Genomic DNA, 23,739 nt, shown 5'->3' with positions numbered 1-23,739 from the left:
CCGGTCGCGGGCGCCGTCCCCGACGTGGACCGAGCGCGCTCGTCCCGTGAAAACGATCGACCGGCAACCGCCCATCCCGCCAGCACTCTATAATCTGCCAGACCGCATGGTGGCGGATCGGAGGGGTAGGCATCGCATATGCTCAACGGCGTTGGTCTCGTGATCATCCTGGCCTGCGTCTTCGGGAGTTTCCTGATGAGCGGCGGCAAGCTGGAGATCATTCTCGAGGCGCTCCCGCACGAGTTGATGGCGATCGCCGGCGCCGCGATCGGTGCGTTCATCGTGTCGAACCCGATGGGCGTGGTGAAGAAGGCCGGGGCCGGGCTGCTGCGTGCCTTCAAGGGCAGTCGGTGGAAGGACCAGGATTACCGCGACCTGCTGACGATGCTGTTCGGGCTGCTGGTCACGTTCAAGAAAGGTGGCGCGACGGCGATCGAGCCGCATCTCGACAATCCCAAGGAAAGCCGCCTGTTCAACCGCTTCCCGCGCTTGCTCGGCGACCATCATCTGATCGAGTTCATCTGCGATTACCTGCGGATGATGACGGTCAATTTCGAGGATCCGCATCAGCTGGCCGAGGCGATGGAAAACGACATCGAGGCTCATCATCATCACGAACTCGCCCCGCAACATGCGCTGCAGGCGATGGCCGACGGCCTCCCTGCGATCGGGATCGTCGCGGCCGTGCTGGGGGTCATCAAGACGATGGGATCGATCGACAAACCCGTCGAAGTCCTGGGCGCGATGATTGGCGGCGCGCTGGTCGGGACCTTCCTCGGCGTGCTGCTGGCCTATTGTCTGGTCGGACCGCTCGCCGCGAAACTGCTCCAGATCGTCGAGGCGGACGGAAAGCCGTTCGTCATCGCCAAGACCGCGATCGTCGCGCACGCGCAGGGCATGCCCACGCAGGTCGCGATCGAGATCGCGCGCCGTGCCACGCCGTCGGACCACGCGCCGACATTCCAGCAACTCGAGACCGCACTCGACGAGGCCAAAAATGACCTTAATTCCCAACCAGCCTGATCCGGGGATCATGGTGGACCAGATCTGCCTGCCCGCCCATGGCACCACCGTGACCGCCGAGGACCTCAAGGTCCGGCTCGTTCTCGCCGCCAATTTCGGCGAGCGCGTGACGATCGACGCCAGCAGCGTCGAAAGCGTCGGGCAGGCGGTCCTCCAACTGTTGATCGCCGCGAGGATCGACTCGCAGGCCGCGGGCCGCGCCTTTGCGATCGTCAATCCCAGCCCAGCCTTCGCCGCGCGCATTTCGGCGCTCGGCCTCAATCATACCCTGGCGATTGGTGCCGAGGAGGACGTTGAACCGTGAGCAAACTGATTCTGACCGTCGATGACTCCGCCAGCATGCGGATGTTGCTGAAAGCTTCGCTGACCGCGCAGGGTTTCACCATCGAATCCGCCAATGATGGCGTGCACGGGCTTGCGCGGATGCACGAGGTGCAGCCCGACCTGCTCATCACCGACATCAACATGCCCGAGATGGACGGCTTCGAACTGATCGAGGCGGTCCGGGCGCTGCCGCAATTTCGCGGTACGCCGATCCTCGTCCTGTCGACCGAATTCTCGGACGAGAAAAAGGGGCGGGCGCGGGTCGCGGGCGCGACGGGCTGGATCACCAAGCCGTTCGAGGCGGCCAAACTGGGAGCGGCGATCCGCCGGGTGTGCCCATGAGCAACGAACTCGACGAGATCCAGGGCATCTTCTTCGAGGAGTGCGCCGAGGGATTGCTAGCGGCCGAACAGGGGCTTGCCGCGATGCAGGCCGGGGATACGGCACCCAAGACGATCGCCAGCGTGTTTCGCGCGGTGCATTCGATCAAGGGCGGCGCGGGCGCCTTCGGCCATGCGGCCCTCACCGCGTTTGCACATCGTTTCGAAAACGTCCTCGAGGAAATACGCGCCGGGCGGATCGCGCCGGCGCCGGGCGTGGTCGCGGTGATGCTGGGCGCGTTCGACAAGCTGTCCGATCATGTCGCCGCCGCGCAGGGAACGATGAGGCGCCCCGACGACGCCGCGTCGCTGGCGGCGCTGGAGGCGATCCTGGCCGGCCAGGGTGCGGAGGCCGTCGCCGCTCCCGCTCCCGCGCCTGTGCCGGAGCCGAGCGTGCAACCCGTCGTCGCGCCGGGCGCGGAGAGCGACGTCGACCCGTTCGGTTTCGAGCCGGTGGCGGTGGGGATCGAGGAATTTCCGGAGGAAACCGAGGCTGCCCCGCCGTGCGATCCGGAATGGACGATCGTCTTTGCGCCCTCGCGGAGTGCCATGGCGAATGGTGCCGAGCCGATCCTCGTGATCCGCGAGCTGGAAGACCTGGGCGGGCGGGTCAGCGATATGGACACCAGCGCGCTGCCACCGCTCCGCGACCTGGACCCGGAACAGGCGTATCTGCGCTGGACGCTCAAGGTGCCCGGCTACGTCAGCGAAGACCAGATCGGCGACTGTTTCGACTTCGTCGCGCCGGATTCGGCCATCGACATCACGCGCGAGCGCGACAGCAAGCTCGTGGAGCAGCCTTCGGTCGCCCCGCTGAGCGAGCCCGGCGCCATCCATGATCTGTTGCACCGCGTCGAAATCGCCGCGCCGGCGATCATCGCGGCGGCGGCACCGCCGGCGAGCACGCCGATGCAGGATACGCGCACCGGCGACGCCGGTTCGCAGACGATCCGCGTCGACCTGCACAAGCTCGACATGTTGTTGAACCTGGTCGGCGAATTGGTCATCCGCGGGTCGATCCTGTCGGATCGCCTGTCGCCTGCCGACCAGCAGCGCGTCGAACTTCCCGAACAGGCACGACTGACCCGCGAGATCCAGGACACGGTGATGTCGCTGCGTGCGCAGCCGATCCGCCAGGCGTTCAACCGCGTCCCGCGGATGCTGCGCGACCTCACCGCCGAGACGGGCAAGCAGGTCACCCTGGAAACGCACGGCGAGACGACCGAAGTCGACAAGGGGGTGATCGAGAAGATCGGTGATCCGCTCACCCATCTGATCCGCAATGCCGTCGACCATGGGATCGAATTGCCCGAGGAACGGCTGCGCGCCGGCAAGCCGGCAGAAGGCGTCATTCGCCTGTCGGCGGCGCAAAAGGGCGCACGTATCGTCGTGACGGTCGCCGACGACGGCCGCGGGATCGACCGCGCGCGCGTGCGCGCCAAGGCGATCGAAAAGGGCATGATCGGCGCCGACGCGGTGCTGTCGGACGAAGAGATCGATCAGTTGATCTGTGCGCCGGGCTTCTCCACCGCGAACACGGTTTCGAACATTTCCGGGCGCGGCGTCGGCATGGATGTCGTGCGCTCCAATGTCGAGGCGCTGGGCGGGCGAGTCGACATCAGCTCGGTTCCCGGGCGGGGTACGACGTTCACGCTGGTCCTGCCGCTCACCCTGGCGATTCTCGACGGGATGGTCATCCGACTGGCCGGCCAGCGCTTCGTGCTGCCGCTCGCGCATGTGGTCGAGGCGATCCGGCCCGAACCGGGCCAGGTCCGCGCCACCACACCCGGGAGCGAGGTGATCGAAGTCCGCGGGACCTATCTGCCGGTTCGGCGGCTCGCGCACACCTTCGGCCTGCACGACGCCAGCCCGCTGGCGCCCGAGGACTCGCTGGTCATCATCGTGGAAAGCGAGACTGCGGGCAATGTCGGTCTGATGGTCGATACGATCGATGATCGCCGCGAGGTGGTCATCAAGAGCCTCGAGCAAAATCTCCATCCGATCCGAGGACTTGGCGGTGCGACCATCCTTGGCGACGGTTCGATCGCGCTGATCCTCGATGTCGAGGCGCTCGTCGCGCCCGTCGCTGCCCTCTCCCGAACCCTGACAAAAGGACTTGCCGCATGAGCATGACGGAAAATGCCGGCGAACTGAAAATGGTGACGTTCGCGCTTGGTCAACAAACCTTCGGTATCGATATGCGATCGCTGATCGAAATTCGCGAATGGGCGGCCCCCACGCCGCTGCCGAGCGTGCCCAGCTATATCCTTGGCGTGACCAACCTGCGCGGCACCGTGGTGCCGATCGTCGGCCTGGCGGAACGGCTCGGCTGGACGCCGAGCGAGATCCACAGCCGTTCGTGCGTCCTGGTGGTCAGCATCGCGGGCAAGCAGGCGGGCTTTCTGGTGGACGAGGTCAATGACATCGTCGGCATCCAGGAATCCCAGATCCAGCCGGCCCCCGATGTCGAGATCCAGGATACCAACGTGATCGCCGGCCTCGTCCAGATCAACACGCGTGGCACGGACGGAAGCAACGCCACGTCGATGATGGTGTTGCTGCTCGATCTCGACTCGCTGACGGTGACGAGCACCGCGACCGCTTTGTTGCCGACCGCAGCCGTCGCTGGCGCGGCGGCATCCGCGCCGGCCGCTATCCCCGCGGCTGCCTCGGGCGCGCTGGATATCGCGGCATGAGCGCTTTCGGCCTTGCCTCCGCGCCGGTCGATTCGATGAGTGTCGACGCGCTGCCGGTACTGGGCGATGCCGAGTTCGCCGGGGTCGCGCGGATCATGCAGAGCGCGGCCCGGATCCATCTGTCGTCGACCAAGCGGACGCTGGTCCAGTCACGCCTGGTGCGGCGGTTGCGCGAGCATCGGCTCGATACGTTCCAGGCGTATCTCGCACTGGTCGATCGTGACGCCGAGGAACGGCGGTTGATGGTGACTGCGCTGACCACCAATCACACGCACTTCTTCCGCGAAAGTCATCATTTCGAGCATTTCCGGTCGGCACTGCTGCCGCGGTTGCAGGCACGGCCGGCAGACCGGCCGATCCGCATCTGGTCCGCCGGATGCTCGAGCGGCGAGGAGGTCTATTCGATTGCCATGTCGCTTCTGGGCGAAACGCCGGCGGAAGCGCGGTGGATACAGGGGCGCGACGTCAAGTTGCTCGCCACCGACCTGTCCCAGCCGGTGGTCGAGGCGACCCGGCGCGCCTGTTATCCCGCCGAAACGGTGGAGCCGATTCCGGCTGCCTATCGCAAGGCCTGGCTCGCGCCGCATGACGGCGGCTATCGTGTCGGCGAGGCGGTGCGGCGGCTCGTCACCGCGCGCGTGCTCAACCTGTTCGAGCCCTGGCCGATGAAGCAGCGCTATGACGCGATCTTCTGCCGGAACGTGATGATCTATTTCGACGATGTCGCGAAGGCCGAGCTGGAGGCGCGGCTGATCGACCAGCTCGCACCAGACGGATTTCTCTACATTGGTCATTCAGAGCGGCTGATCGGCGAGGCGGCCGAACGCATGCGCGGCTGCGGCCAGACGATCTATGCCCGGCGGGAGCAGGCATAATGCGGCGCACGCGCGTCCTGATCGTCGATGACAGCGGCGCTATGCGCGCGGCGCTGACGCGGATCCTGTCGTCGGATCCGCAGATCGAAGTGGTGGGTGCCGCGCCGGAGCCCCATGCGGCGCGCGAGATGATCCGCGCGCTGAACCCCGATGTCATCACGCTCGATGTGGAAATGCCCGGGATGGATGGCCTTTCCTTTCTCGAACGGATCATGCGGTTGCGCCCGATGCCGGTCGTGATGGTGTCCTCGTTGACCGCGGCCGGCGCGTCGACGACCGTCGAGGCGCTGCGACTGGGCGCTGTGGATTGCATCGCCAAACCCACGGGCGGCCCGGCCGGATGGCAACAGGATGCCGCCCTGTTGTGCCAGACGGTGCGCGACGCCGCGGAATCCCGCGCGCGCCGGACGCATGTGCAGCGGCGCAGCGCGCCCACCGTGGGGGCGACCGCGTTTCGTCCGCGCCTGATCGTGATCGGCGCGTCGACCGGCGGCGTCGAGGCGCTGTTTCGCATTCTGCCGCAATTTCCGGGTGATTGCCCGCCGGTGCTGGTCGTCCAGCACATGCCTGCCGCGTTCACGGCGAGCTTCGCCGACCGGCTCGACCGCGACTGTACGGTGAATGTGCGGGAAGCACAGGATGGCGCCCCGCTTCGGTCCGGAACCGTCTATATTGCACCAGGGGGTACGCACCACATGGCGCTCGACGGTGGCCTGACCGGGAAAGTCCGGTTGATCGCCGACGGCCCCGTCAACGGCCATCGCCCGTCGGTCGACCAGCTGTTCCACTCCGTTGCACCGCTCGGCAAGAAGGCGGTCGGTGCGATCCTGACCGGGATGGGGGAAGACGGCGCGCGCGGCCTGCTCGCGATGCGGCAAGCCGGGGCGCGTACGTTCGGACAGACCCGCGGCTGTTGCGTGGTCTGGGGAATGCCACGGGTCGCGCTCGAGATGGGGGCGATCGAAAAGGAAGTCAGTCTGTCGAACATGGCCGGCGCGATCCTCGCCGCCTGTCGCGACGGACAAGAAAGGGAGCCATAAATGCCTGCTGCGTCAGCAATCAAAGTCATGGTGGTCGACGATCAGGCGAGTATGCGCGCGATGATTCGGCGCGCGCTCCAGGACATCGGCTTCAAGGACATTCGCGACAAGGGCGCGGCGAGCGAGGCGCTTGCCGCCATCCGCTCGGACCGCGTCCATCTCGTCATCTCGGATTACAACATGCCCGAGATGGATGGGATCGACCTGTTGCGCGCGATCCGCACCGATGCCGTGCTCGGCAAAACCGTGTTCATCATGCTCACGGGATCCTCGGACCGCGAGATCGTGCAGCAGGCTGCGGCGCTCGGCGTCAACAACTATCTGGTCAAGCCGTTCGCCCCGGCCGCGCTCAAGGAAAAGATCGAACGCGTTTTCGGCGCACTGACATGACCGCATCGGTCCGCCGTATCCCGATCATCCAGGGCGAGCATGTCGTGGTGGGGGAACCAGGCAGCGTCATCTCGACCGTGTTGGGTTCGTGCATCGCGGTGTGCCTGCACGATGCGGAAGTCCATGTCGGCGGCATGAACCACTTTCTGCTCGGCGAGCCGCAGCATGACCAGCACCTGCGCGACGGCGACTTGCAACGCTACGGGGTGCACGCGATGGAACTGCTGATCAACGCGATGATGAAGGCCGGCGCGGCGCGCAACCGCTTGCGCGCGAATCTGTACGGGGGCGCGAACATCATCGCCGGGCTCGGCGGGATCGGATCCGCCAATGCGGCCTTCGCCAAGCGGTTCCTGACGACCGAGGCGATCGTGATCGGGCAGGTCGACACGGGGGGGACGCTCGCGCGCAAGCTCGAATTCCGGCCCTTTGACGGCAAGGTCCGTTGCACGACCGTCACCGATCGGCCGTTGCCGCCGCCCGTTGCCCCCCGCATCCCGATGGGTGGTGGCGAGATCGAACTCTTCTGATGGTTAGGCCGATGACATTTCCCGCTGCCGTTGACGTCCGCACCGCTGCCGCATCCCCGCTGGTCCCGCATGCACCGCTGCATGCCGCGATCGCCAACGAATTGCGCCGCGTGCGCGAGCGGGTCGAGGCGCTTGCCGAGACGCTCGTGGAGGATGCCTATTTCGTCGAACGCTATGTCGAACATCTGCAGGCGTTCGACATGATCGTCCAGTCGACCGAGGAGAATGCCGCGGTCCTCGAGCGGTTGGCGCAGGGCGCCGACCTGCACGCGGCGATTGCGCCGGTCCGGCTCGGCTGCGTTCAGGAACGGCTGTGGGTCGCGGTCGCCGGCGTCAGTCCCGCTCCGGTCGTTGCCGCAGCCGGTGGAGGAGCAGCCTGATGGCGAGCCATGCCCCGAATGCCCGCCCGATCGTCATCCGCAAGATCAAGAAGTCGGCAGCCGGGCATCATGGCGGTGCGTGGAAGGTCGCCTATGCCGACTTCGTGACAGCGATGATGGCGTTCTTCATGCTGCTGTGGCTGATCAGCAATCCGGACAAGCAACGCCTGAAGGGGCTTGCCGAATATTTCTCGCCCTCGCCACCCAGCACGTCGGCCTCGGGCTTTGGCGAAAGCCCGGGCGAGCGGCCCGGCAACGGCGGCTATTCGCGCAAGATGGATGCGGACGCCACCAAGGCGCACGGGGTGCCGGCGATGGACGCGCAAACCAGGGGCGTGTCGCGCGGTGGCACCGCCAACGTGCCCGACGCCTCGCTGCGGGTGCTCGCGCAGGAGCTGCGCGTCGCGCTGGATAGCGGACCACCGAGCGCAGCCACGGTCGCGAGCAAGGTCGACGCGGAGGGGGAAACCCTGCGCATTACCCTGATGGATACCGCCAACCGGCCGATGTTCCAGGCCGGTACGGCGCGGCTCAACGCCTTTGCGCGCGACCGGATGGCAACCATCGCGGCCAGGCTTGCGAAGTCCGATGCGCGGCTGACGATCGAGGGGCATACCGACGGCGCGGGCGGCGAGGACGAGGCGAACTGGCGCCTGTCGGGCGAACGCGCGCTGGCGGCACGCGCCGTGCTGCTAGCAGGCGGGCTGACTCCGGATCGGATCGCGGGCGTCATCGCGAAGGCGGCGAGCGAGCCGGTCTATCCCGACCAGCCCGACCGCGCCGAGAATCGTCGCATCACGATCATCGTCAAGGGGGAGAAGCCGACCCTGCCGACCGATGCCAGCTTCAAGTTCTGACGATGGCCAAGCGTCTTCTTCCGGTCGTCGTCCTGCTGCTGGGCGCAATCGTCGGTGCGGCCAGTGGCCTGGGCGCGCGCTACGCGTTCGGTCCGCCCGCGGCATCGGCCAGGGCGACCGTCGCCAAGGAGGTCGAGACGACGCTCGTCCCGCTGCCGCGGATGACCGCGCCGCTCGTCCTGCCCGACGGGCGCCTGTCGGGTTATGCGGCGTTCGAGGAGCAGCTCGAGGTACCGACTTCAGAGGCCGCGCGGGTGACGACGCGGCTGCCCTATCTGCAACACGCCATCAACATGCGGACCTATCGTATTCCGCTTGCCGCCGGCCGCGATGGCGCGCTACCGAACATAGATATGTTTCGTCGCGTGACGCTGGATGCCGCGACCGAAGCATTCGGCCGTGGCGTTGTACGGCGAGTAGCGGTGACGCAGGCCGTTCCTGCATGATAGCCACGAGGATATTTGGATGAGCGACCCACAAACGCTGCCGGGCGATCGTCGCAAGGCGCGGGATGACCGGCTGGTCACCACGTTGCTGCTGGGTCGTATCGTCGCACCGCTGGGGGACACGGTGTGCCGCATCCGCAATCTGTCGCAGGGGGGCGCGAAGATCGAAATCCGCGCGCCGTTGGCGGTCGGGGATCCGGTATCGGTGGAATTGCGGGGGACGACGCTGGTACCGGGTACGGTCGCCTGGGTGTCGGGCAATACCGCTGGTGTCGCCTTTTCCGAACCGGTCGAGCGCGACACGCTGCTCGGCCATTCGGGACAGGGTCGCTTCAAGCAGCGCAGCCCCCGCCTCGAAGCGGATTGCCAGGCGATCCTGCGCGTCGCGGGGCATCCGCATGCGGCACGCCTGCTCGATATCGGCCAACGCGGTGCGTGTGTCGGCGGCGCGGGAGATCTGGCGCGCGACACCAGCGTTCGGCTCGAAGCGGCCGGGCTGGGTCATGTCGCGGCAGTGGTGCGATGGTCCAGACCCGATGCGGTCGGGTTGTTCTTCCCCGAGCCGATCCCGTTCGTGACGTTGTCCGCCTGGTCGCAGGACGGCGCGACACGGTTCTCCGCCCGCGGGTGACTTGCGGCCGGGCGATGCCCGGGCGGGGAATGCTGTGTGCGCGTAAGGAGGACGGGACGTCTGTCGGGACCGGCAGTCACCGCGTCGCGAAGCTGCGAACCAGCGAGCCCGCCACGAGTGCCCAGCCGTCGACCAGCACGAAGAAGATGATCTTGCACGGCAGCGCGACGGTTGCCGGCGGCAGCATCATCATCCCCATCGCCATCAGCACGGCCGAAACCGCCAGGTCGATGACGAGGAAGGGCAACAGCAACAGGAACCCGATCTCGAACGCGCGACGCAGTTCGGAAATCATGAAGGCGGGGACGAGCGTCGTCAGCGGCACGTCGGCGCGGCGTGCCGCGGGCGCGCGGGACAGGCCATTGAACAAGGCGACGTCGTCGTCGCGGACCTGCGCCAGCATGAAGACCCGGAACGGCTGGGCGGTTCGCTCGAACGCGACCGTCTCGCTCATCTTACCCTCGGTATAGGGTTTTACCCCCGCTTGCCACGCGGCTTCGAAGGTCGGCGTCATCACGAACAGCGACAGGAACAGCGCGAGGCTGATGATCACCGGATTGGGCGGGACGCCCTGCGCGCCAAGCCCGCTGCGCAGCAGCGACAGCGCGACGACGATCCGGGTGAAGGAGGTGATCGTCATCAGGATGCCGGGCGCAAGGCTCAGCACGGTCAGCATCGCGACCAGGCCGATCGTCTTGCCGCTCGTCGCGCCGCCGCCGCCCAGCGTCAGCGTTGCCTGCGCGAAGGCGTGCGTGGGAACCAGGATCAGCCCGGTCGCAGCGGCCAGCAAGAGACGCTTATGCATCGGCCGTCTCCGCCGGGGCCGCGGCGACATGCCGGTCGACCATGCCGGAAAAGGTCGCTGCGTCGAACGCGTCGATCACGACATGCCCCTCGGGCGCGATCAGCAGCAGATGCTCGCGTCCATCGCGACGCACCAGCACCAGGCTACGACGGGGATCGACGGTCAGTCGCTCGACCAGGGCGAGGCGACGTTCCGGCCGGGACGCCGTGCCGATCCGTCCGGGCAAGGTGAGATCGAAACGCCGCACCGCCCACAAGGCGCCCGCGAGCCCGCCGAGTACCAGCGCCAGCGCGCCGAGCATGCGCATCAGCGCGAGGATCGTCATGCCGCAACCCCGCGCGGTACGACTTCGGTGACTTCGATCGCCATGCGCTCCCCGGTGACCTGGATCCGGCCCTTCGCGACGAGTGTGCCATTGGCATAGATGCACGAGGGATCTTCATGCCCGCAATCGAACGCGATCGTCGCGCCGCGGCTCATTTTCAACACCTGGCGGATCGGCAGGCGCACCGCGCCGAGCACGATCGACACCTCGACGGGTACGGTTTCCAGAACGGACATGCAGCAGCCCCTTTCGTCCAGACTTATAGGAGCGAATTTCAGCCGACCCGGACCCGACCCGGAAAATCTTGCCTATAAGAGGGTCGGGGGCGGCAATCCTTGCCTGCCTCGCGTCGGGATACGGTCGGCATGGGCCAGGACAGTACGGTATCGGTATCGGCATCCGGTCTGCGCGCGCAATCGCTGCGGATGCGGATCATCGCCGAAAACCTTGCGAACCAGAGCTCGGTCGCGACGACCCCGGGGGGTGCCCCCTACCGACGCCGCATCCCGACGTTCAAGGCGGAGGTCGACCGTGCGAGCGGCGCCACGACCGTAAAGGTGGGTGGCGTCGCCACCGACCGATCGGATTTCCAGCGCGTCTACCAGCCGGGCAACCCCGCCGCCGACGCACGCGGATATGTGCTGACGCCCAACGTCAACGGTCTGGTCGAAATGGCCGACATGAAGGCGGCGCAGCGGTCCTACGAAGCCAATCTCAACGCGATCGAGGCGAGCCGCACCATGACGCTGCGCACGATCGACCTGCTCAAATAAGGAACATGCTGATGTCCATCGGGGCCCTTGACGCGGCCAACGCCTATGGCCGCGCTGCCGGCGTTACATCGTTCGGCGGCGCTTCCGCCGGCCCGCTGGCGGGAACCGAGCAGCCGGATGCCACCGGCGGGTTCGGGGCGATGGTGTCGCAGCTGGTCGGCGACGCGGGCAATGGCTTGCGCGCGGCCGAGACGGCATCGGCCAAGCAAATCGCGGGCAAGGGCGACCTGATCGATGTGGTGACCGCGATCGGTGCCGCCGAATCCGCGCTCGATACGATGGTGGCGGTGCGGGACCGGGTCGTCGGTGCCTATTCCGACATCATGCGCATGCAGATCTGATGGACGCCGCCGCCGCCATGGAGATCACGCGCGCCGCGCTGGTCCTGATCCTCACCGTAGCCGGGCCGCTGCTGGGCGCCGCGCTCGTCACCGGGCTCGCGATCGGGTTGCTGCAGGCGTTGACCCAGATCCAGGAACAGACGCTTACCTTCGTGCCCAAGCTGATCGCCATGGGGGCGATGCTGCTATTGTCCCTGCCGATGATCGGGACCGCGCTCAACGATTTCATGCGCGTCATCGCCGACCACGTCGCGCACGGCTGAACGCGGATGTTCGACCGGCTGCCGCTGGATGCGACCGCATTCCTGATCCTCTTTGCCCGGGTCGGGGCGGTGTTGATGCTGCTCCCGGTTTTTTCGGAAGATGCGATACCGCCGCGGATCCGGCTGCTGGCGGCGGGGGGGATGACGCTGGGACTGTGGGGGCTGTTGTCGCCGACGGTCCTTCCGCTTGCCACGCGCAGCGATGCCACGCTTGCCGGCGTGATCGCCGCCGAACTTGGAACGGGGCTCGCGCTCGGGCTGGTGATCCGGATGATGTTTCTTGCGATCTCGATCGCCGGGTCGATCATCAGCCTGCAGGTGGGCCTGTCCTCCGCGGTGTTGTTCGATCCTGCGCAAAGCAGCACGGCACCCGAGCTGTCGCGCTTCTTCGCCATCGCCGCCGCGGTCGTCTGCATGGCTTCGGGCGTGCACCACCTGTGGATCGACGGACTGGTGCGGTCCTATGCCGCGTTTCCGGTCGGGTCGGTCCTGCCCGCCGCCGATTTCGCGACGCTGGCAGTACGGGTCGCAGGGGAGACGATGACGCTTGGGGTGTCGCTGGCGGCGCCGCTGATCGTCTACGGGATCGTCTTCAACATGGCGCTGGGGCTCGCCGCGCGGGTCGCGCCGACGATCCAGCTGTTCTTCATTGCCCAACCGCTCAACCTGCTGCTCGGTCTCGGGATTGCCGCCAGCACCAGCGGGGCGATGCTGACCGCTTTTGCCGCTGCGATGGCGCAGTGGATGCAAAGCGGCTGGAGCTGATCCGTGGCGGGGGACAAGGACCAGAAGACTCACGGCCCGACCGACAAACGCCTCGACGATGCGCGCGCCAAAGGGGACGTCGCGCAATCGCCCGAGGTGCGGCACGCCTTCGGCTTCGTCGGCATGTTGATCGCCACCGGCAGCGTCGGGACGATCGCCTTCGCCCGGCTCGGCACCGCGCTGGCGCGGCTGTGGGGGAATGCCGAGGCGGTTCCGCTCGGGCCGGTCGGCACGCATGCGCTGATCCGCAGCCTGTGCGGCGTGATCGGGGCGACGCTGCTGCCGCTGTTTGCCAGTTTGATCGGATGCGCGCTGCTTGGCGGCGTCTTGCAGGCCCGTCCGATGGTGATCTGGTCAAGGATCGCACCGAGATGGTCGAAACTGTCCCCGATCGCCGGGGCCAAGCGGCTGTTCGGCATGCGGGCGCTGGTCGAGTTCGCCAAGACGCTGGCGAAGCTGATCGGCGTGGGTACGATTGCCGGGCTGGCGCTGCGACCGTTCGTCGGGGGCTTCGAGACGCTGGTCGGCCTCGCCCCGATCGCGATCGGCACGGTTGCCGGCGGTGTGGTCGCGCAGTTGGTGCGATCGGTCGCGATCCTGGTCGGCGCGATCGCGCTGTTCGACTTCGTCTATCAGCGCCGTACCTGGCTCGCCAAGATGCGCATGTCGTTGCAGGAGATAAAGGACGAGCACAAGCAGCAGGAGGGCGACCCCAAGATCAAGGCGAAGATCCGCCAGATCGGGATGCAGCGCGCCCGCCGCCGGATGATGGCGGCGGTGCCCGATGCCAGCGTCGTCATTACCAATCCCACGCATTTTGCGGTTGCGCTGAAATATGATCACAACCGGGGATCCGCCCCGATCGTGGTGGCGAAGGGCACCGATGCCATTGCGCTCAAGATCCGGGAAGTCGCGACCGCCGCGGGAGTCCCGCTGGTCGAGAACCGGCCGCTGGCGCGCGCGCTTTACGCGAGTGCCGAGATCGATCGCCCGATCCCGGTCGAACATTATGCCGCCGTGGCGGAGGTGATCGGCTATGTCCTGCGGCTGGCGCGCGCGCGCCGCTGAGGCGGTACGCTAGTTGCGCGCGGCGCGTGCCGGGCCGGTTGCAAGCCCGGCAAGCGGCATCGGCGCATCCAGCAGTGCAAGCTTGGCGAAGGCCTTGTCGGCCTTGGCGGGATCGAGCGTGGCTGCGGGCGCAGTCAGGAAGTCGAACGCGTCGCGCGTGGTCAGTACCGCGAAGCTGCGCGCATAGCGCCTGCGCAACCCGGCCAGCGCGGTGCGATTGCCGGTCCGCGAGAGCGCGACGGCCTGGCGCAGGACACGCGCCTGGTTTGCGTCGGTCAGCGCGCCCGGGCCGGGCAGGTCGGCCGCATTGCCTGTCGCAAAACCGGTCCAGTCGTGTCTTTGCCACAGGATTTCGCTGCGCAGATCCCTGTCGCCGGGGCTGCCATCGAGCAGTGCCAGCGCTTCGTCCGTCTTGCCGAGACGATACAGCGCCGCGGCTTCGATCGTGCGACGCCGGATCTGAATGTCGGCGGGAAAGGGGATCGCACTGCCGGCGCGCAGCGTCTGAATCGCGCGATCCGGCGCATCGGCCAGGAGATCCAGTTCGGCGACGCGGACCGACAATGGACCGGTCGCGGCGTCGGCCGGGCGGCGTTCCAGGAGAAACCGCAGCAGGTCCGCCGCCCGGCCATAGAGGCCGGCCGCCGCCAGGCGATCGGCCAGCCGGGCTGCAATCGTTTCGCCCTCGCCGCCGCCAGGCAGCAGATCGCGATAGTCCCAGAACAGCCCGGCCGCCGCGCCGATCGGGGCTCCATTGGCGTCGACCAGCGTGCGCAAATGCCCCTGCAGGCGAAGCAAGGTCGATGCGGTCTGGTCCCCCAGGTTGAAGTAGCGGAACAACGTCGCGCCCGCGGCCAGCGCGGCGCGTGGATCATGCTTCGCCTCGGCGATCCGCCACCGCAGCGCAAGGGCGCGGCGTTCGACCATGCCGCCGCGCCAGAACGACAGGCCGTCCAGCGCATGCACGGCTGCGTCCGGCGTCATTTCGCCCGCCGCGAAACGGTCGTCCAGCAAGGCGACCGCCGCCTCCGCGCGCAGTTCCGGCGTCCCGCTGATCCCGACGCGTTGCAGCAGCAGCCGGGCGCCAGCATGGTCGCCCTGCGTCAACAGCATGCGAGCCCGGCGCATATTGGCGGCGGGATCGTGCTCGCCGAGCGGGGCAAGCATCGTCCGCACGTCGACGGGATGCCCGGTTGCAAGCGCGACATCGGCGAAGCTCAACAGGAAGGCGCGCCGACTGCTCCCGCTGCGCCCGGAAATGGCGGGCAGGGCGCAGCGCATGGAACGCGCGGCAGCGACGGTATCCCCGATCGCGGCGGCTGCGCGTTCCCGCCAGGCACAGGCTTCCGGATGATCGGCCAGGGCCGGCATGCCGAGCGCCTGCAGGGCCTCATGCGGATGGTTCAGCGCTGCCAGCACGACCCCGTAGGCAAGCTGCCAGGCCGCCGTCAGAGCGAGGGCGGGATCATCGCCCACCATCGTGTCGAGCACGCCCGACGCATCGGCCATCCGCTCCTGCGCGATCAGGCTTTGCGCCAGGGTCCAGCGCGCAGCCTGGCGGGTGTCGGGGGTCGATCGGGCGATCGCGGTCCATGCGATGGCGTCCGGGATCCGCGGCCAGCGGCCATCGCGCGCAGGCAGCGCTTGCTCGGCGAGGACGGCGGCAAGGGGGGCGGTGCGCGGCACAACGGGCGGGGACGGGTCGGTTGGCCCGGTCCCTGGCGCCGGTGCCGTACCGATCAGCGCGACCGAGAGGGCGAGCAAGCCGTGGCGCGACCGGATCACGGCAGCATCACCGCGGCAAGTGCGCCGCCGAGGCCCGCCGCAGCGACGAACAGGATGCACAGCATCAGCGATATTCCCGCCGCGCCGCGCGGCCTGGCCACGCTTGCGGATCCGGTTCCAGCAGCGTCCTGCCGAGCCTCGGTCGCCGCTGTGGCGGCTGCCCCGTTTCCTCCCTTGGTGGTCGGCCGGGACGCCGCGGTGACGACGCGGACCCGCGCCGGTTTCTGATCGTGGCTCATCGCGCAATCCGCCTGCTGTCCGTCGCCTCTATTATAGAGGCGGTGTCGCGCCGCGGTTGGGGCGGACCGATGGAGATCTGCGATGGTGCATCCCTGGCGCCCGGTCATGGTGGCGCTGACCCTGCTCGTGACCGCATCGATTCCCGCCTGGGCCGCCGGGGGGGCTGCCGGCGTCACGGCGGGCGGGGAAGCCGCTGCGGGGCTCGCCGTTCCGGTCGCGCCCTTGCGCGTCCCGATCCTCGATGGCGGGCGGTTCGCTGGAACCCTGCGGGTCCAGGCCGCGCTCGACTATGCCGATCCGGCCCAGGGGGCGGGGGCAGCGGGGCGGGTGCCGGTGTTGCGCGCCGCCGCTTTGTCGGCCGGGCTGGAGTTTGCCCGGCTTCACGCCTCCGCGCGCGCGCCGGTCGATGCGGCATTGCTGTCCCGCATGTTGACCGACGCGGCGCGGACGGCCGACCCCAAGGTCCGCCAGGTGCTGATCCTCGACGTCAGCGCGCAGCAATCGTAGCGCGGGGTTCGCGCGCCAGCGCCATCGTGAGGCGGGCCGCGCCCTTTGGCGACATACCCGCGAGGATCATGCCGGTCGACCGCTCGCGCATCTTGCGCGCAACCTTGACCTGTACGTCGAGGTCGAGCTGTTCGAACACCACCGCCGCCTTGGCCGGCTTCATCGCCTGATAGATGCTGGCGAGATCGGAAAAGGTATCGTGCGTCGTGTCCGCGGATCCGCCCTGCGGCCCCGCCGGCGGCGCGGCGCGGCTCGCCTCCAGCTCCGCCTTGATCCGTGCAGCGCTGGCGCGAACCGCCTGTTCCCGCAGGTCCATCGCCTGCTGGCGGCTGGCGGACTGCCGGTCCCGGACCGCCATGTCCTGCTGAACCGACAGCCCCAGTCGACTGTCAGGGGTCGGTTCGGCCGGTGAGGCGACCGCGACCGCATTGCCGACCGCGGCGATGCCCGCCATGCCGGTGGTCAGCGTCAGCAACGAAATCCGCATCTTCACAGCGCTGCCTCCTCGACCAGATCGGCCAGGTCGCCCTGGCGCCCCGCGGCGGCTGCGGTAACGAGGCGTTCCGCCGTGGCATCGGCGATGTCGATCATCATCCGCAATTCGTCGAGCACGGCCTTGCCCTCGACCGCGGCGGCCGCCTGCCCGCTGCCGTAGGACAGGGTGCCCTTCAGTTCCGACAGCACGATCCGCGCCTGAAGCGTCGACTGGTCGAGCGCGGCGACGACCTGGCCGAGCTCGCCGTGCCGGATCGTATCCAGCGCGCGCTTGACCCGCTGGCTCTGCACCAGCACCGCGACGCACAGGATCGTCGTCAGGAGGTTGGCGATGGTGGCGAAAGTCATGGCTTGGGTCCCCTGGCTATGTCGGTCATCATGCGGACGGCGATGTTGTTGGAGCGCTGCCCGATCTGCGCGCGGCCAAGCGTGACGCCGCCGCATTGCAGGTCGAGCGGATCGTCCGGTCCGCGGTGGAGCGGAATGGTCTGCCCGACCGCGAAGTCGCGCACGGTCTCGAGCGCAAGCAGGCGCTCGCCCAGCACGACGTCCAGGCTGACGGTGGTCTTGCGCACCTCCGCGGTCATGTGCGGTTCCCAGATGCCGTCCCGCCCCAGCTTTTCGCCCATGAACCGTTGGCCCAGCAAATGCTTGACCGGTTCGATCGTGGCATAGGGGAGAAGGATGCTGAACCGTCCACCGCGGTCGTCCATATCGACCCGGAACGTCGCGACCGCGCAGATATTGGTCGACCCGGCGATTGTCGCGAAGCGCGTGCTCGTCTCGATCCGCTCCAGTGCCATCGTATTGGGCGTGATCGGCGCAAGCGCGCTGCTCATGTCGGCCAGGACCGTGCGGAGCATGCGTCCGACCAGGTCGCTTTCGATCGTGGTGAACCCGCGTCCGTCGATCAGCACGGTCGCCCCGCCCCGCCGCCCGCCGAGCAACGCGTCGACCACCGAATAGATCAGCCCGGAATCCACCGTCACCAGGCCGTAATTCTCCCATTCCTCGATCCGGAACACGCCGATCATCGCGGGAAGGGCCACGCGGCTCAGGAAGTCGCCGAAGCGGACCGAATTGACCTCCTCGAGACTGACGTCGATCGCGTCCGAGGTCAGGTTGCGCATCGACGTCGCGAAGATCCGCACCATTCGATCGAACACCACCTCCAGCATCGGCAGCCGCTCATGGCTGATGACGTCGGACTCGATGACTGCGCGCAGGCCCTGCTTGGGGTCGACCGGCGCGCCGATGTCACCGAACAGCGCATCGATATCGGCCTGGCCAAGCGTCGCATCGCCGTTGAACAGCGCGACCGGCGGTTCGGGCAGGTCGAAATCCTCGAGTTCGATACTCATTGCTGAATCAGGTCCTGGATGAGCACGTCCTTCACCGCGCCGTCGCCGAGCGTCTGGTGCGCCCGCACCAGCATCTCTTCCTTGACGCGATAGACGGCCGCGGAGCCGGCAAGGTCGTCGGGCCGGAGCTCCCGCAGGAACGGCTGATAGGCATCGAGCAACAGCGGCAGTTTGGCGGTGATCTGCTCGGGCGTCATCTTCGTGCCGGGCACCAGCATCAGATGCACCTTGAGGAAGCGCGCGGCGCCGTCCGCGCTGCGCAGGTTGACGACCATCGCGGGCACGTCGACGAAATGCTCGCCTTCCTTGCCGGCTTCTCCGCCGCCCTTGTCATCCTTGGGCGCATCGGCGGCCGCCTCTTGCGGCGCCGGGGCCTTGCCACTTCCGCCCAGCAGCATCCAGGCGCCGCCACCGGTGCCAAGCAGCAGCACCGCCCCGATCCCGCCGAGCAGGATCAGTTTCTTGCTCTTCTTGGCAGGGACGGGGGCCGCGTCGCCATCGGAAGGGGTGGTGCCTCCGCTGGCGTCGGTGTCCGTCTGCTGTTCGCTCATCCTTGCGTCCCCTGCGGCGCCGTGCGTGCGACCGCACCGGCAATTCCCGCCTATTATAGGAGAGCAGCCGGGCAGATTTTGCCTAGCGGCCACAAAAAGCGATTTTCGTGAGGACCGACCGGGTGGACATATCCTCCTATGTATTGCTGAGCCACGAGCAGGCGCTGCGGCGCAGGCTCGACGTTGCCGCGAACAATCTCGCGAACGTTTCGACCGCCGGGTTCAAGCGCGAAGACCCCGTGTTTCGCGAATATGTCGAGAAGACGGGTGACCCGCAAAGTCCGGTGCCGACCACGTCGCTGGTGCTCGACCAGGGCGCGACGCACGATTCCGCGGCGGGCGGGTTCCAGCCGACCGGCAATCCGATCGACGTGATGATCGACGGCCCGGGATATCTGGCGGTCGACGCGCCGGATGGCAGCGTCGCCTATACGCGCGCCGGCTATTTGAAGGTCGCGGACGACGGGACCCTGGTGACGGCCGGCGGCCTGGCGGTACACGGGGAGGGTGGCCAGCCGATCGCGGTGCCACCCGAGGACATCGGCAAGCTCAGCATCCGTGCGGATGGCACCGTCACGGGAACGACCGGCGCGCTCGGCCGGATCGAGGTCACTGTCTTCGGCGACGAAGCAGGGGTCGATCCGCGCGGCGACGGGCTGTTCACCGCGACCGGCGGGCGCGGCTCGAGCGCGGCAGAAACGAAACTGCGCAGCGGTGGGGTCGAGGGCTCCAACGTCCAGCCGATCGTCGAGACGACCAACATGGTCGAGATCCTGCGCGCCTATCAGACCAGCATGAAGATGACCGAGGCGCTGGGCGACATGCGCAAGACCGCGATCGACAAGCTCGGCCACTTTGGCTGATCCCTTTTTCCAGGAGACCCAAGATGCGTTCCTTATCGATTGCGGGCACCGGCATGCTGGCGCAGCAGACCAACGTCGACGTCATTTCGAACAATATCGCCAACATGAACACGACCGCGTTCAAGCGGCAGCGCGCCGAGTTTCAGGACCTGCTGTACGAGCAGGTCTCGCGTCCCGGGGCCGCGGCGGGCGGCGACAATCGCGTGCCGACCGGGATCCAGATCGGCGCGGGCGTCAAGACCGGCGGGGTCTATCGCATCGCGACGCAGGGCGCGCTGACACAGACCGACAATCGCTATGACGTTGCGATCCAGGGGCGCGGCTATTTTGCGGTGACACTGCCGTCGGGCGAGACCGGCTACACGCGCGACGGATCCTTGCAGCTTTCGGATCAGGGCCAGCTCGTCACGGCCGACGGCCTGGCGGTCGAACCGGGAATCACGATCCCGCCCGAAGCGGTCGACGTCAGCATTTCCAAGACCGGGCTGGTACAGGTCAAGCTCGCCGGACAGGCGGATCTGCAGACGGTCGGACAATTGCAGTTGGCCACCTTTGTCAACGAAGGCGGGCTGGAGGCACAGGGCGGCAACCTGTTCCTCGCGACCGGCGCCTCGGGCCAGCCCACCTTGGCCAATCCCGGCGAGCCGGGGTTCGGTACGCTGTCGCAAGGGTTCATCGAGGCGTCCAACGTGAATCCAGTGTCCGAGATCACCGCGCTGATCACCGCGCAGCGCGCCTATGAGATGAACAGCCGCGTGGTGAAGACCGCCGATGAAATGCTCGCGACGACGAGCCAGCTGCGATGAGTGCGCGGATCGCGGTTCTCCTGCTCGGCGCGGTCGCAAGCCCGCTGGCGGCGCAGGGCGTGGTTCCGGCGGTGCGGCCGGCGATGGTGTCGGTCGCGGTGCTCGCGCATCCGGTCGCGCAGGGGGCTATCCTGTCCGCCGGGGACTTTACCTACGAAGACCGTGCGCTTGGCCAAGCCCGAGGCGCGCTTCAGCCCGTCGACGCGAACGGCAAGGAAGCGAGCCGCGGGCTCGCACCGGGAAGCGTCGTGCGGATCACCGACGTGGTGACGCCCCGGCTGGTCCGGCGCGGCGAGCCCGTGCTGATCGCCTATCGCAGTCGCGGGCTGCTGATCACCACCAGCGGCCGCGCGCTCGCGAGCGCAGGCTCGGGCGAGCCGGTCCGCGTCGTAGCCGCCTCGACCGCCCGCACGCTGGACGGCGTCGCGGCGGCGAGCGGACTGGTGCTGGTCGGGCCGTAAAGCGCGTGCGAGCAGGGGCGTTCCATACAGACCACCACCCCGGCGAAGGCCGGGGCCCAAGAGAAGTACGGTTGAAGGCTGAGACCCGCGCTTCGCTACCACAACCAGCGCGATGGAGCCCCGGCCTTCGCCGGGGTGGCGGGATTAACGCCGCGTTTCGGGCATTCTGACAGGGGACATATGCAATGAAGACCATTTTTGTACTGGCGAGCGGCGCGCTGCTGCTGTCGGGGTGCGGCGCGGTCGGTCGATTACAGACGATCGGCAAGGCCCCGAAGATGTCGCCGGCGGAGACCACCGCCAACGTCGCGGTCGAGCCTTCGCTTGGCCAGGCTGGTGCCACGCTACGCCGCGAGGCCCGCACTCCGGGGATGTTCGGATCCGGCCCCGGCACCGCACCGGGGCCCGTCACCGCATCGCTGTTCCGCGCCGGTGCCGCAGCTTTTCTCGCGGATCAGCGCGCCACCCGGATCGGCGACATCCTGACGATTCGCATCAATATCGCCGACAAGGCCGAGGTCGGGAACAACACCACGCGGGACCGTACCGGCTCCGAAAACGCCAGTGTCGGCAGTCTGCTTGGGCTGCAGAAGCTGCTCCCCAAGAGCATCGATCCGACCAACCTCGCCAGCACCAGTTCCAAGTCGCAATCGGCGGGGGGCGGCAAGATCAGCCGGTCGGAAACGGTCAACATGACGATGTCCGCGATCGTCACCGACGTTCTGCCCAACGGTAATCTCACCGTGCGCGGGCGACAGGAAGTGCGCGTCAACAACGAACTGCGCGAACTGATCGTGACCGGCATCGTCCGGCCGCAGGACATCGCGCGCGACAATTCGGTCCTCCACTCGCAGATTGCGGAGGCGCGCATCAGCTATGGCGGGCGCGGGCAATTGTCGGATGCGCAACAGGCGCGCTGGGGGCAACAGATCTACGACGCGCTTTTCCCGTTCTGACCCGCCGAACCGCGTCGGGCGCGTGGGCGCGCGATCAGGATTCCCGGGGCATTGCCATTTTACCGGTGTGGCGCGTCCGATTACGGCGGTGGTGGCTTAAGATAGTCCTATGCAACACGATGGTCTTCCCAGGGTCCGCGAGATCATCGATGCGCTGGGCCTGCGCTTGCGCCTGCGAGCGGAGCGGCATCCCGCCGGTACGCGCGTCGTCATGCAGCGCCCGGACGCCCCGGGCCAACCGCACGCCACGCTGGACCTGTACGGCGCCGAAGTGTTGTGGGGGTTTCTCCTTTCGGCGCGGCTCGCCGTGCCGGACGTGCTGCCCGACGAGCAGATCTTCGGCATGTGGAGTGCAACCCTGCGCCTCGCGGTCGATCCGGTCAGCCGGATCGAGATCGATACCAGCCAGTCGCGGCAACCGCTGTCGATTCCGTGCACCCTGTGGGACCGCCTGTTCGCCGAACTGTGCCTGATCCTGGCGCATGGGCGCGCGGATCCGGGGGCGCTGCGGGATTACGCGTTGCAATAGTCAAACGAACCATGGTGTTTATGCTATATTCGCAAGTATAACAGATAAGATTATGTTGCCACTGTCGTTCAACGGCCAGTTACGGTGGGATGTCCGATGTATTCCTTTGACGCCAAAACGTTCACCGGCATGCGGAACGGTACTGACTTCGGCGTCGGTCCCCAGCCCCAGTTCCGCGTCACGCTAACGTTCGTACTGGAAGACGGCATGGCCCTGTGGTCGGCGGCGCGGGCACGCCTGCTTGCCGATGCCGAAACGACCGACGAGATGGTCCACGAGACGATTGGTCCCCCCAATGCTCCATCGCTCGCGGACTGTCTCGCCGTTCTCTGCGATCCGGCCGAGGTGTTGCGCGCCAACCCGGTCCCCGGATGCCAGGCCGACGATTTCTGGGTCGACGCCATCCCGGGGTTGCCCGGCGCCCCCGTACCGGCAGCGGTGGGACTGGCCGCGCGCGGTTTCGACGGCTGAATGCGGGCATCGGCGCCGACCCGGCGTGCGGGCGACAATGCATTGTAACTGGCGATCGAACAGGCGATGGCTCTGACGCGATTCAGCGTCAGGGAACCACCGACTATGCGTCTTCTGATCGTCGAGGATGATGCCCGCGCAGCACGGTCGCTGGTCAGCGATCTGGCCGATCTCGGGCACGACTGCGTCGTCGCGGAAGATGGGCGGGTCGCATTGCTGCGCGCGACGGACGACAGATTCGACGCGATCCTGCTCGACGTGATGTTGCCGCATGTCGACGGGTTCACGGTGGCAAAGGTCCTGCGCGAGCGCGGGGTGAGCGTGCCGATCGTCATGCTGACCGCGCTTGGCGATCTGGATCAGCGCGTGGCCGGGCTCGACGCGGGCGCGGACGATTATCTGGTCAAGCCCGCCGCACCGGTGGAGATCGAGGCACGGATCAAGGCGATCCTGCGACGGACCACGCGCGCGAGCGAAAGCGGGCTGATGCGGGCCGGCGATATCGAGGTGAACGAGGTCAAGCATCGTGCGGTCCGCGGCACCCGCGTGCTCAGCCTGCCCAAGCTCGAATTCCAGATGCTGTGCGAATTGATCCGCAACAAGAACGGCGTCGTTACCCGGCAGATGTTCTACAGGACGGTGTGGAACTATGATGTCGAGCCCGCCACCAACATCGTCGAATCCTATATCCGACGGGTCCGCGCGCAGGTGTGCGCGGCGGGCGAGCGCGATCCGATCGTCACGATTCGCGGGGTCGGCTACATGCTCGTCGATCAGGGATGAGCGCCGCGCGCGCGATCGA

At 67.5% G+C, this 23,739-nt stretch carries 35 protein-coding genes; 26 read left to right on the top strand and 9 right to left on the bottom strand.

Going from position 1 to position 23,739, the window contains the following annotated elements; genetic code table 11:
* Nucleotides 1-138: 138 nt before the first annotated feature.
* The 13 genes from motA to L8K25_RS14625 are packed head-to-tail and all read left to right on the top strand — an operon-like array spanning nt 139 to nt 9,572.
* Nucleotides 139-1,023: a flagellar motor stator protein MotA gene (motA, locus tag L8K25_RS14685; RefSeq protein ID WP_242139733.1), complete on the top strand. Its 885-nt coding sequence runs from the start codon at nt 139-141 to the stop codon at nt 1,021-1,023.
* A complete protein-coding gene (locus L8K25_RS14680) occupies nt 998-1,327 on the top strand; it encodes an STAS domain-containing protein (RefSeq protein WP_242139732.1) in 330 nt (109 codons plus the stop codon). The genes motA and L8K25_RS14680 overlap by 26 nt, the downstream gene beginning before the upstream one ends.
* Complete coding sequence (locus L8K25_RS14675; protein ID WP_242139731.1) at nt 1,324-1,689, top strand: response regulator; 366 nt, start codon at nt 1,324-1,326, stop codon at nt 1,687-1,689. The genes L8K25_RS14680 and L8K25_RS14675 overlap by 4 nt, the downstream gene beginning before the upstream one ends.
* Entirely contained in the window at nt 1,686-3,854 is a 2,169-nt protein-coding gene (locus L8K25_RS14670) for a chemotaxis protein CheA (protein ID WP_242139730.1), read from the top strand. Before L8K25_RS14675 ends, L8K25_RS14670 begins: the two co-directional genes overlap by 4 nt.
* A complete protein-coding gene (locus L8K25_RS14665) occupies nt 3,851-4,423 on the top strand; it encodes a chemotaxis protein CheW (RefSeq protein ID WP_242139729.1) in 573 nt (190 codons plus the stop codon). Before L8K25_RS14670 ends, L8K25_RS14665 begins: the two co-directional genes overlap by 4 nt.
* The gene (locus L8K25_RS14660; RefSeq protein WP_242139728.1) at nt 4,420-5,298 is read left to right on the top strand and encodes a protein-glutamate O-methyltransferase CheR; all 879 of its coding nucleotides are present in this window, start codon (nt 4,420-4,422) and stop codon (nt 5,296-5,298) included. The genes L8K25_RS14665 and L8K25_RS14660 overlap by 4 nt, the downstream gene beginning before the upstream one ends.
* Nucleotides 5,298-6,338 carry a chemotaxis response regulator protein-glutamate methylesterase gene (locus L8K25_RS14655; RefSeq protein WP_242139727.1) on the top strand — a complete coding sequence of 347 codons (1,041 nt, stop codon included), beginning with the start codon at nt 5,298-5,300 and terminating at the stop codon, nt 6,336-6,338. The genes L8K25_RS14660 and L8K25_RS14655 overlap by 1 nt, the downstream gene beginning before the upstream one ends.
* A complete protein-coding gene (locus L8K25_RS14650) occupies nt 6,339-6,728 on the top strand; it encodes a response regulator (protein ID WP_242139726.1) in 390 nt (129 codons plus the stop codon).
* Nucleotides 6,725-7,258, top strand: coding sequence for a chemotaxis protein CheD (locus L8K25_RS14645; RefSeq protein ID WP_242139725.1), 534 nt, complete (start codon nt 6,725-6,727; stop codon nt 7,256-7,258). The genes L8K25_RS14650 and L8K25_RS14645 overlap by 4 nt, the downstream gene beginning before the upstream one ends.
* A gap of 11 nt (nt 7,259-7,269) precedes the next feature.
* Entirely contained in the window at nt 7,270-7,638 is a 369-nt protein-coding gene (locus L8K25_RS14640) for a hypothetical protein (RefSeq protein WP_242139724.1), read from the top strand.
* A complete protein-coding gene (locus L8K25_RS14635; RefSeq protein ID WP_242139723.1) occupies nt 7,638-8,495 on the top strand; it encodes a flagellar motor protein MotB in 858 nt (285 codons plus the stop codon). Before L8K25_RS14640 ends, L8K25_RS14635 begins: the two co-directional genes overlap by 1 nt.
* Nucleotides 8,496-8,497: 2 nt before the next feature.
* Nucleotides 8,498-8,941, top strand: a complete 444-nt coding sequence (locus L8K25_RS14630) for a hypothetical protein (protein WP_242139722.1) — start codon at nt 8,498-8,500, stop codon at nt 8,939-8,941.
* A 19-nt stretch (nt 8,942-8,960) separates the two neighbouring features.
* Nucleotides 8,961-9,572, top strand: coding sequence for a PilZ domain-containing protein (locus tag L8K25_RS14625; protein WP_242139721.1), 612 nt, complete (start codon nt 8,961-8,963; stop codon nt 9,570-9,572).
* A gap of 76 nt (nt 9,573-9,648) precedes the next feature.
* Here the strand turns inward: L8K25_RS14625 and fliP are convergent, their stop codons facing one another.
* From fliP to L8K25_RS14610, 3 genes are read right to left on the bottom strand one after another with little or no spacing between them, the layout of a single operon-like run.
* Nucleotides 9,649-10,377: a flagellar type III secretion system pore protein FliP gene (fliP, locus tag L8K25_RS14620; RefSeq protein WP_242139720.1), complete on the bottom strand. Its 729-nt coding sequence runs from the start codon at nt 10,375-10,377 to the stop codon at nt 9,649-9,651.
* Nucleotides 10,370-10,702 (bottom strand): flagellar biosynthetic protein FliO, encoded by a 333-nt coding sequence (locus L8K25_RS14615; protein WP_242139719.1) that lies wholly within the window; start codon nt 10,700-10,702, stop codon nt 10,370-10,372. The genes fliP and L8K25_RS14615 overlap by 8 nt, the downstream gene beginning before the upstream one ends.
* Nucleotides 10,699-10,938, bottom strand: coding sequence for a FliM/FliN family flagellar motor switch protein (locus tag L8K25_RS14610; RefSeq protein ID WP_242139718.1), 240 nt, complete (start codon nt 10,936-10,938; stop codon nt 10,699-10,701). Before L8K25_RS14610 ends, L8K25_RS14615 begins: the two co-directional genes overlap by 4 nt.
* A 129-nt stretch (nt 10,939-11,067) precedes the next feature.
* On the opposite strand from L8K25_RS14610, the gene flgC reads away from it, so the two are divergent.
* From flgC to flhB, 5 genes are read left to right on the top strand one after another with little or no spacing between them, the layout of a single operon-like run.
* Nucleotides 11,068-11,475: a flagellar basal body rod protein FlgC gene (gene flgC / locus L8K25_RS14605; protein ID WP_242139717.1), complete on the top strand. Its 408-nt coding sequence runs from the start codon at nt 11,068-11,070 to the stop codon at nt 11,473-11,475.
* Between the two features lie 11 nt (nt 11,476-11,486).
* On the top strand, nt 11,487-11,816 hold the full coding sequence (locus tag L8K25_RS14600) for a flagellar hook-basal body complex protein FliE (protein ID WP_242139716.1): 330 nt from the start codon (nt 11,487-11,489) through the stop codon (nt 11,814-11,816).
* Nucleotides 11,816-12,079 (top strand): flagellar biosynthetic protein FliQ, encoded by a 264-nt coding sequence (locus tag L8K25_RS14595; RefSeq protein ID WP_242139715.1) that lies wholly within the window; start codon nt 11,816-11,818, stop codon nt 12,077-12,079. The genes L8K25_RS14600 and L8K25_RS14595 overlap by 1 nt, the downstream gene beginning before the upstream one ends.
* A gap of 6 nt (nt 12,080-12,085) precedes the next feature.
* Nucleotides 12,086-12,844, top strand: a complete 759-nt coding sequence (locus L8K25_RS14590) for a flagellar biosynthetic protein FliR (protein ID WP_242139714.1) — start codon at nt 12,086-12,088, stop codon at nt 12,842-12,844.
* A 3-nt stretch (nt 12,845-12,847) separates the two neighbouring features.
* On the top strand, nt 12,848-13,912 hold the full coding sequence (flhB, locus tag L8K25_RS14585) for a flagellar biosynthesis protein FlhB (protein WP_242139713.1): 1,065 nt from the start codon (nt 12,848-12,850) through the stop codon (nt 13,910-13,912).
* A gap of 9 nt (nt 13,913-13,921) precedes the next feature.
* On the opposite strand, the gene L8K25_RS14580 is transcribed toward flhB, so the two are convergent.
* Together L8K25_RS14580 and L8K25_RS14575 are read right to left on the bottom strand one after the other, a co-directional pair.
* Nucleotides 13,922-15,697: an endoglucanase gene (locus L8K25_RS14580; protein ID WP_242139712.1), complete on the bottom strand. Its 1,776-nt coding sequence runs from the start codon at nt 15,695-15,697 to the stop codon at nt 13,922-13,924.
* Nucleotides 15,694-15,936 carry a hypothetical protein gene (locus tag L8K25_RS14575; RefSeq protein WP_242139711.1) on the bottom strand — a complete coding sequence of 81 codons (243 nt, stop codon included), beginning with the start codon at nt 15,934-15,936 and terminating at the stop codon, nt 15,694-15,696. The genes L8K25_RS14580 and L8K25_RS14575 overlap by 4 nt, the downstream gene beginning before the upstream one ends.
* 82 nt (nt 15,937-16,018) lie before the next feature.
* Between L8K25_RS14575 and L8K25_RS14570 the strand changes: the two genes are divergently transcribed.
* Complete coding sequence (locus tag L8K25_RS14570) at nt 16,019-16,444, top strand: hypothetical protein (RefSeq protein WP_242139710.1); 426 nt, start codon at nt 16,019-16,021, stop codon at nt 16,442-16,444.
* Here the strand turns inward: L8K25_RS14570 and L8K25_RS14565 are convergent.
* From L8K25_RS14565 to L8K25_RS14550, 4 genes are read right to left on the bottom strand one after another with little or no spacing between them, the layout of a single operon-like run.
* On the bottom strand, nt 16,425-16,931 hold the full coding sequence (locus tag L8K25_RS14565) for a hypothetical protein (protein WP_242139918.1): 507 nt from the start codon (nt 16,929-16,931) through the stop codon (nt 16,425-16,427). The genes L8K25_RS14570 and L8K25_RS14565 overlap by 20 nt on opposite strands.
* A 2-nt stretch (nt 16,932-16,933) precedes the next feature.
* Nucleotides 16,934-17,287 (bottom strand): hypothetical protein, encoded by a 354-nt coding sequence (locus L8K25_RS14560; RefSeq protein ID WP_242139709.1) that lies wholly within the window; start codon nt 17,285-17,287, stop codon nt 16,934-16,936.
* Complete coding sequence (gene fliM / locus L8K25_RS14555; protein WP_242139708.1) at nt 17,284-18,300, bottom strand: flagellar motor switch protein FliM; 1,017 nt, start codon at nt 18,298-18,300, stop codon at nt 17,284-17,286. The genes L8K25_RS14560 and fliM overlap by 4 nt, the downstream gene beginning before the upstream one ends.
* Nucleotides 18,297-18,851, bottom strand: coding sequence for a flagellar basal body-associated FliL family protein (locus L8K25_RS14550; protein WP_242139707.1), 555 nt, complete (start codon nt 18,849-18,851; stop codon nt 18,297-18,299). Before L8K25_RS14550 ends, fliM begins: the two co-directional genes overlap by 4 nt.
* A gap of 122 nt (nt 18,852-18,973) precedes the next feature.
* On the opposite strand from L8K25_RS14550, the gene L8K25_RS14545 reads away from it, so the two are divergent.
* The 7 genes from L8K25_RS14545 (at nt 18,974) to L8K25_RS14515 (ending at nt 23,720) form a co-directional block, all read left to right on the top strand.
* Nucleotides 18,974-19,714, top strand: coding sequence for a flagellar hook basal-body protein (locus L8K25_RS14545; RefSeq protein ID WP_242139917.1), 741 nt, complete (start codon nt 18,974-18,976; stop codon nt 19,712-19,714).
* Between the two features lie 23 nt (nt 19,715-19,737).
* The gene (gene flgG / locus L8K25_RS14540) at nt 19,738-20,520 is read left to right on the top strand and encodes a flagellar basal-body rod protein FlgG (protein WP_242139706.1); all 783 of its coding nucleotides are present in this window, start codon (nt 19,738-19,740) and stop codon (nt 20,518-20,520) included.
* Nucleotides 20,517-20,981 (top strand): flagellar basal body P-ring formation chaperone FlgA, encoded by a 465-nt coding sequence (gene flgA / locus L8K25_RS14535; protein ID WP_242139705.1) that lies wholly within the window; start codon nt 20,517-20,519, stop codon nt 20,979-20,981. Before flgG ends, flgA begins: the two co-directional genes overlap by 4 nt.
* Before the next feature lie 185 nt (nt 20,982-21,166).
* Nucleotides 21,167-21,937, top strand: coding sequence for a flagellar basal body L-ring protein FlgH (gene flgH / locus L8K25_RS14530; RefSeq protein ID WP_242139704.1), 771 nt, complete (start codon nt 21,167-21,169; stop codon nt 21,935-21,937).
* 109 nt (nt 21,938-22,046) lie between these two features.
* The gene (locus L8K25_RS14525) at nt 22,047-22,466 is read left to right on the top strand and encodes a hypothetical protein (RefSeq protein WP_242139703.1); all 420 of its coding nucleotides are present in this window, start codon (nt 22,047-22,049) and stop codon (nt 22,464-22,466) included.
* Between the two features lie 96 nt (nt 22,467-22,562).
* Nucleotides 22,563-22,937 carry a hypothetical protein gene (locus tag L8K25_RS14520; RefSeq protein WP_242139702.1) on the top strand — a complete coding sequence of 125 codons (375 nt, stop codon included), beginning with the start codon at nt 22,563-22,565 and terminating at the stop codon, nt 22,935-22,937.
* A 105-nt stretch (nt 22,938-23,042) separates the two neighbouring features.
* A complete protein-coding gene (locus L8K25_RS14515) occupies nt 23,043-23,720 on the top strand; it encodes a response regulator transcription factor (protein ID WP_242139701.1) in 678 nt (225 codons plus the stop codon).
* Nucleotides 23,721-23,739 lie beyond the last annotated feature (19 nt).

It is taken from the genome of Sphingomonas sp. TREG-RG-20F-R18-01, from assembly GCF_022662475.1.
Classification (GTDB): domain Bacteria; phylum Pseudomonadota; class Alphaproteobacteria; order Sphingomonadales; family Sphingomonadaceae; genus Sphingomonas.
Note: the sequence above shows the minus strand (reverse complement) of the source record. Positions and strands in the feature narration are given on the sequence as shown.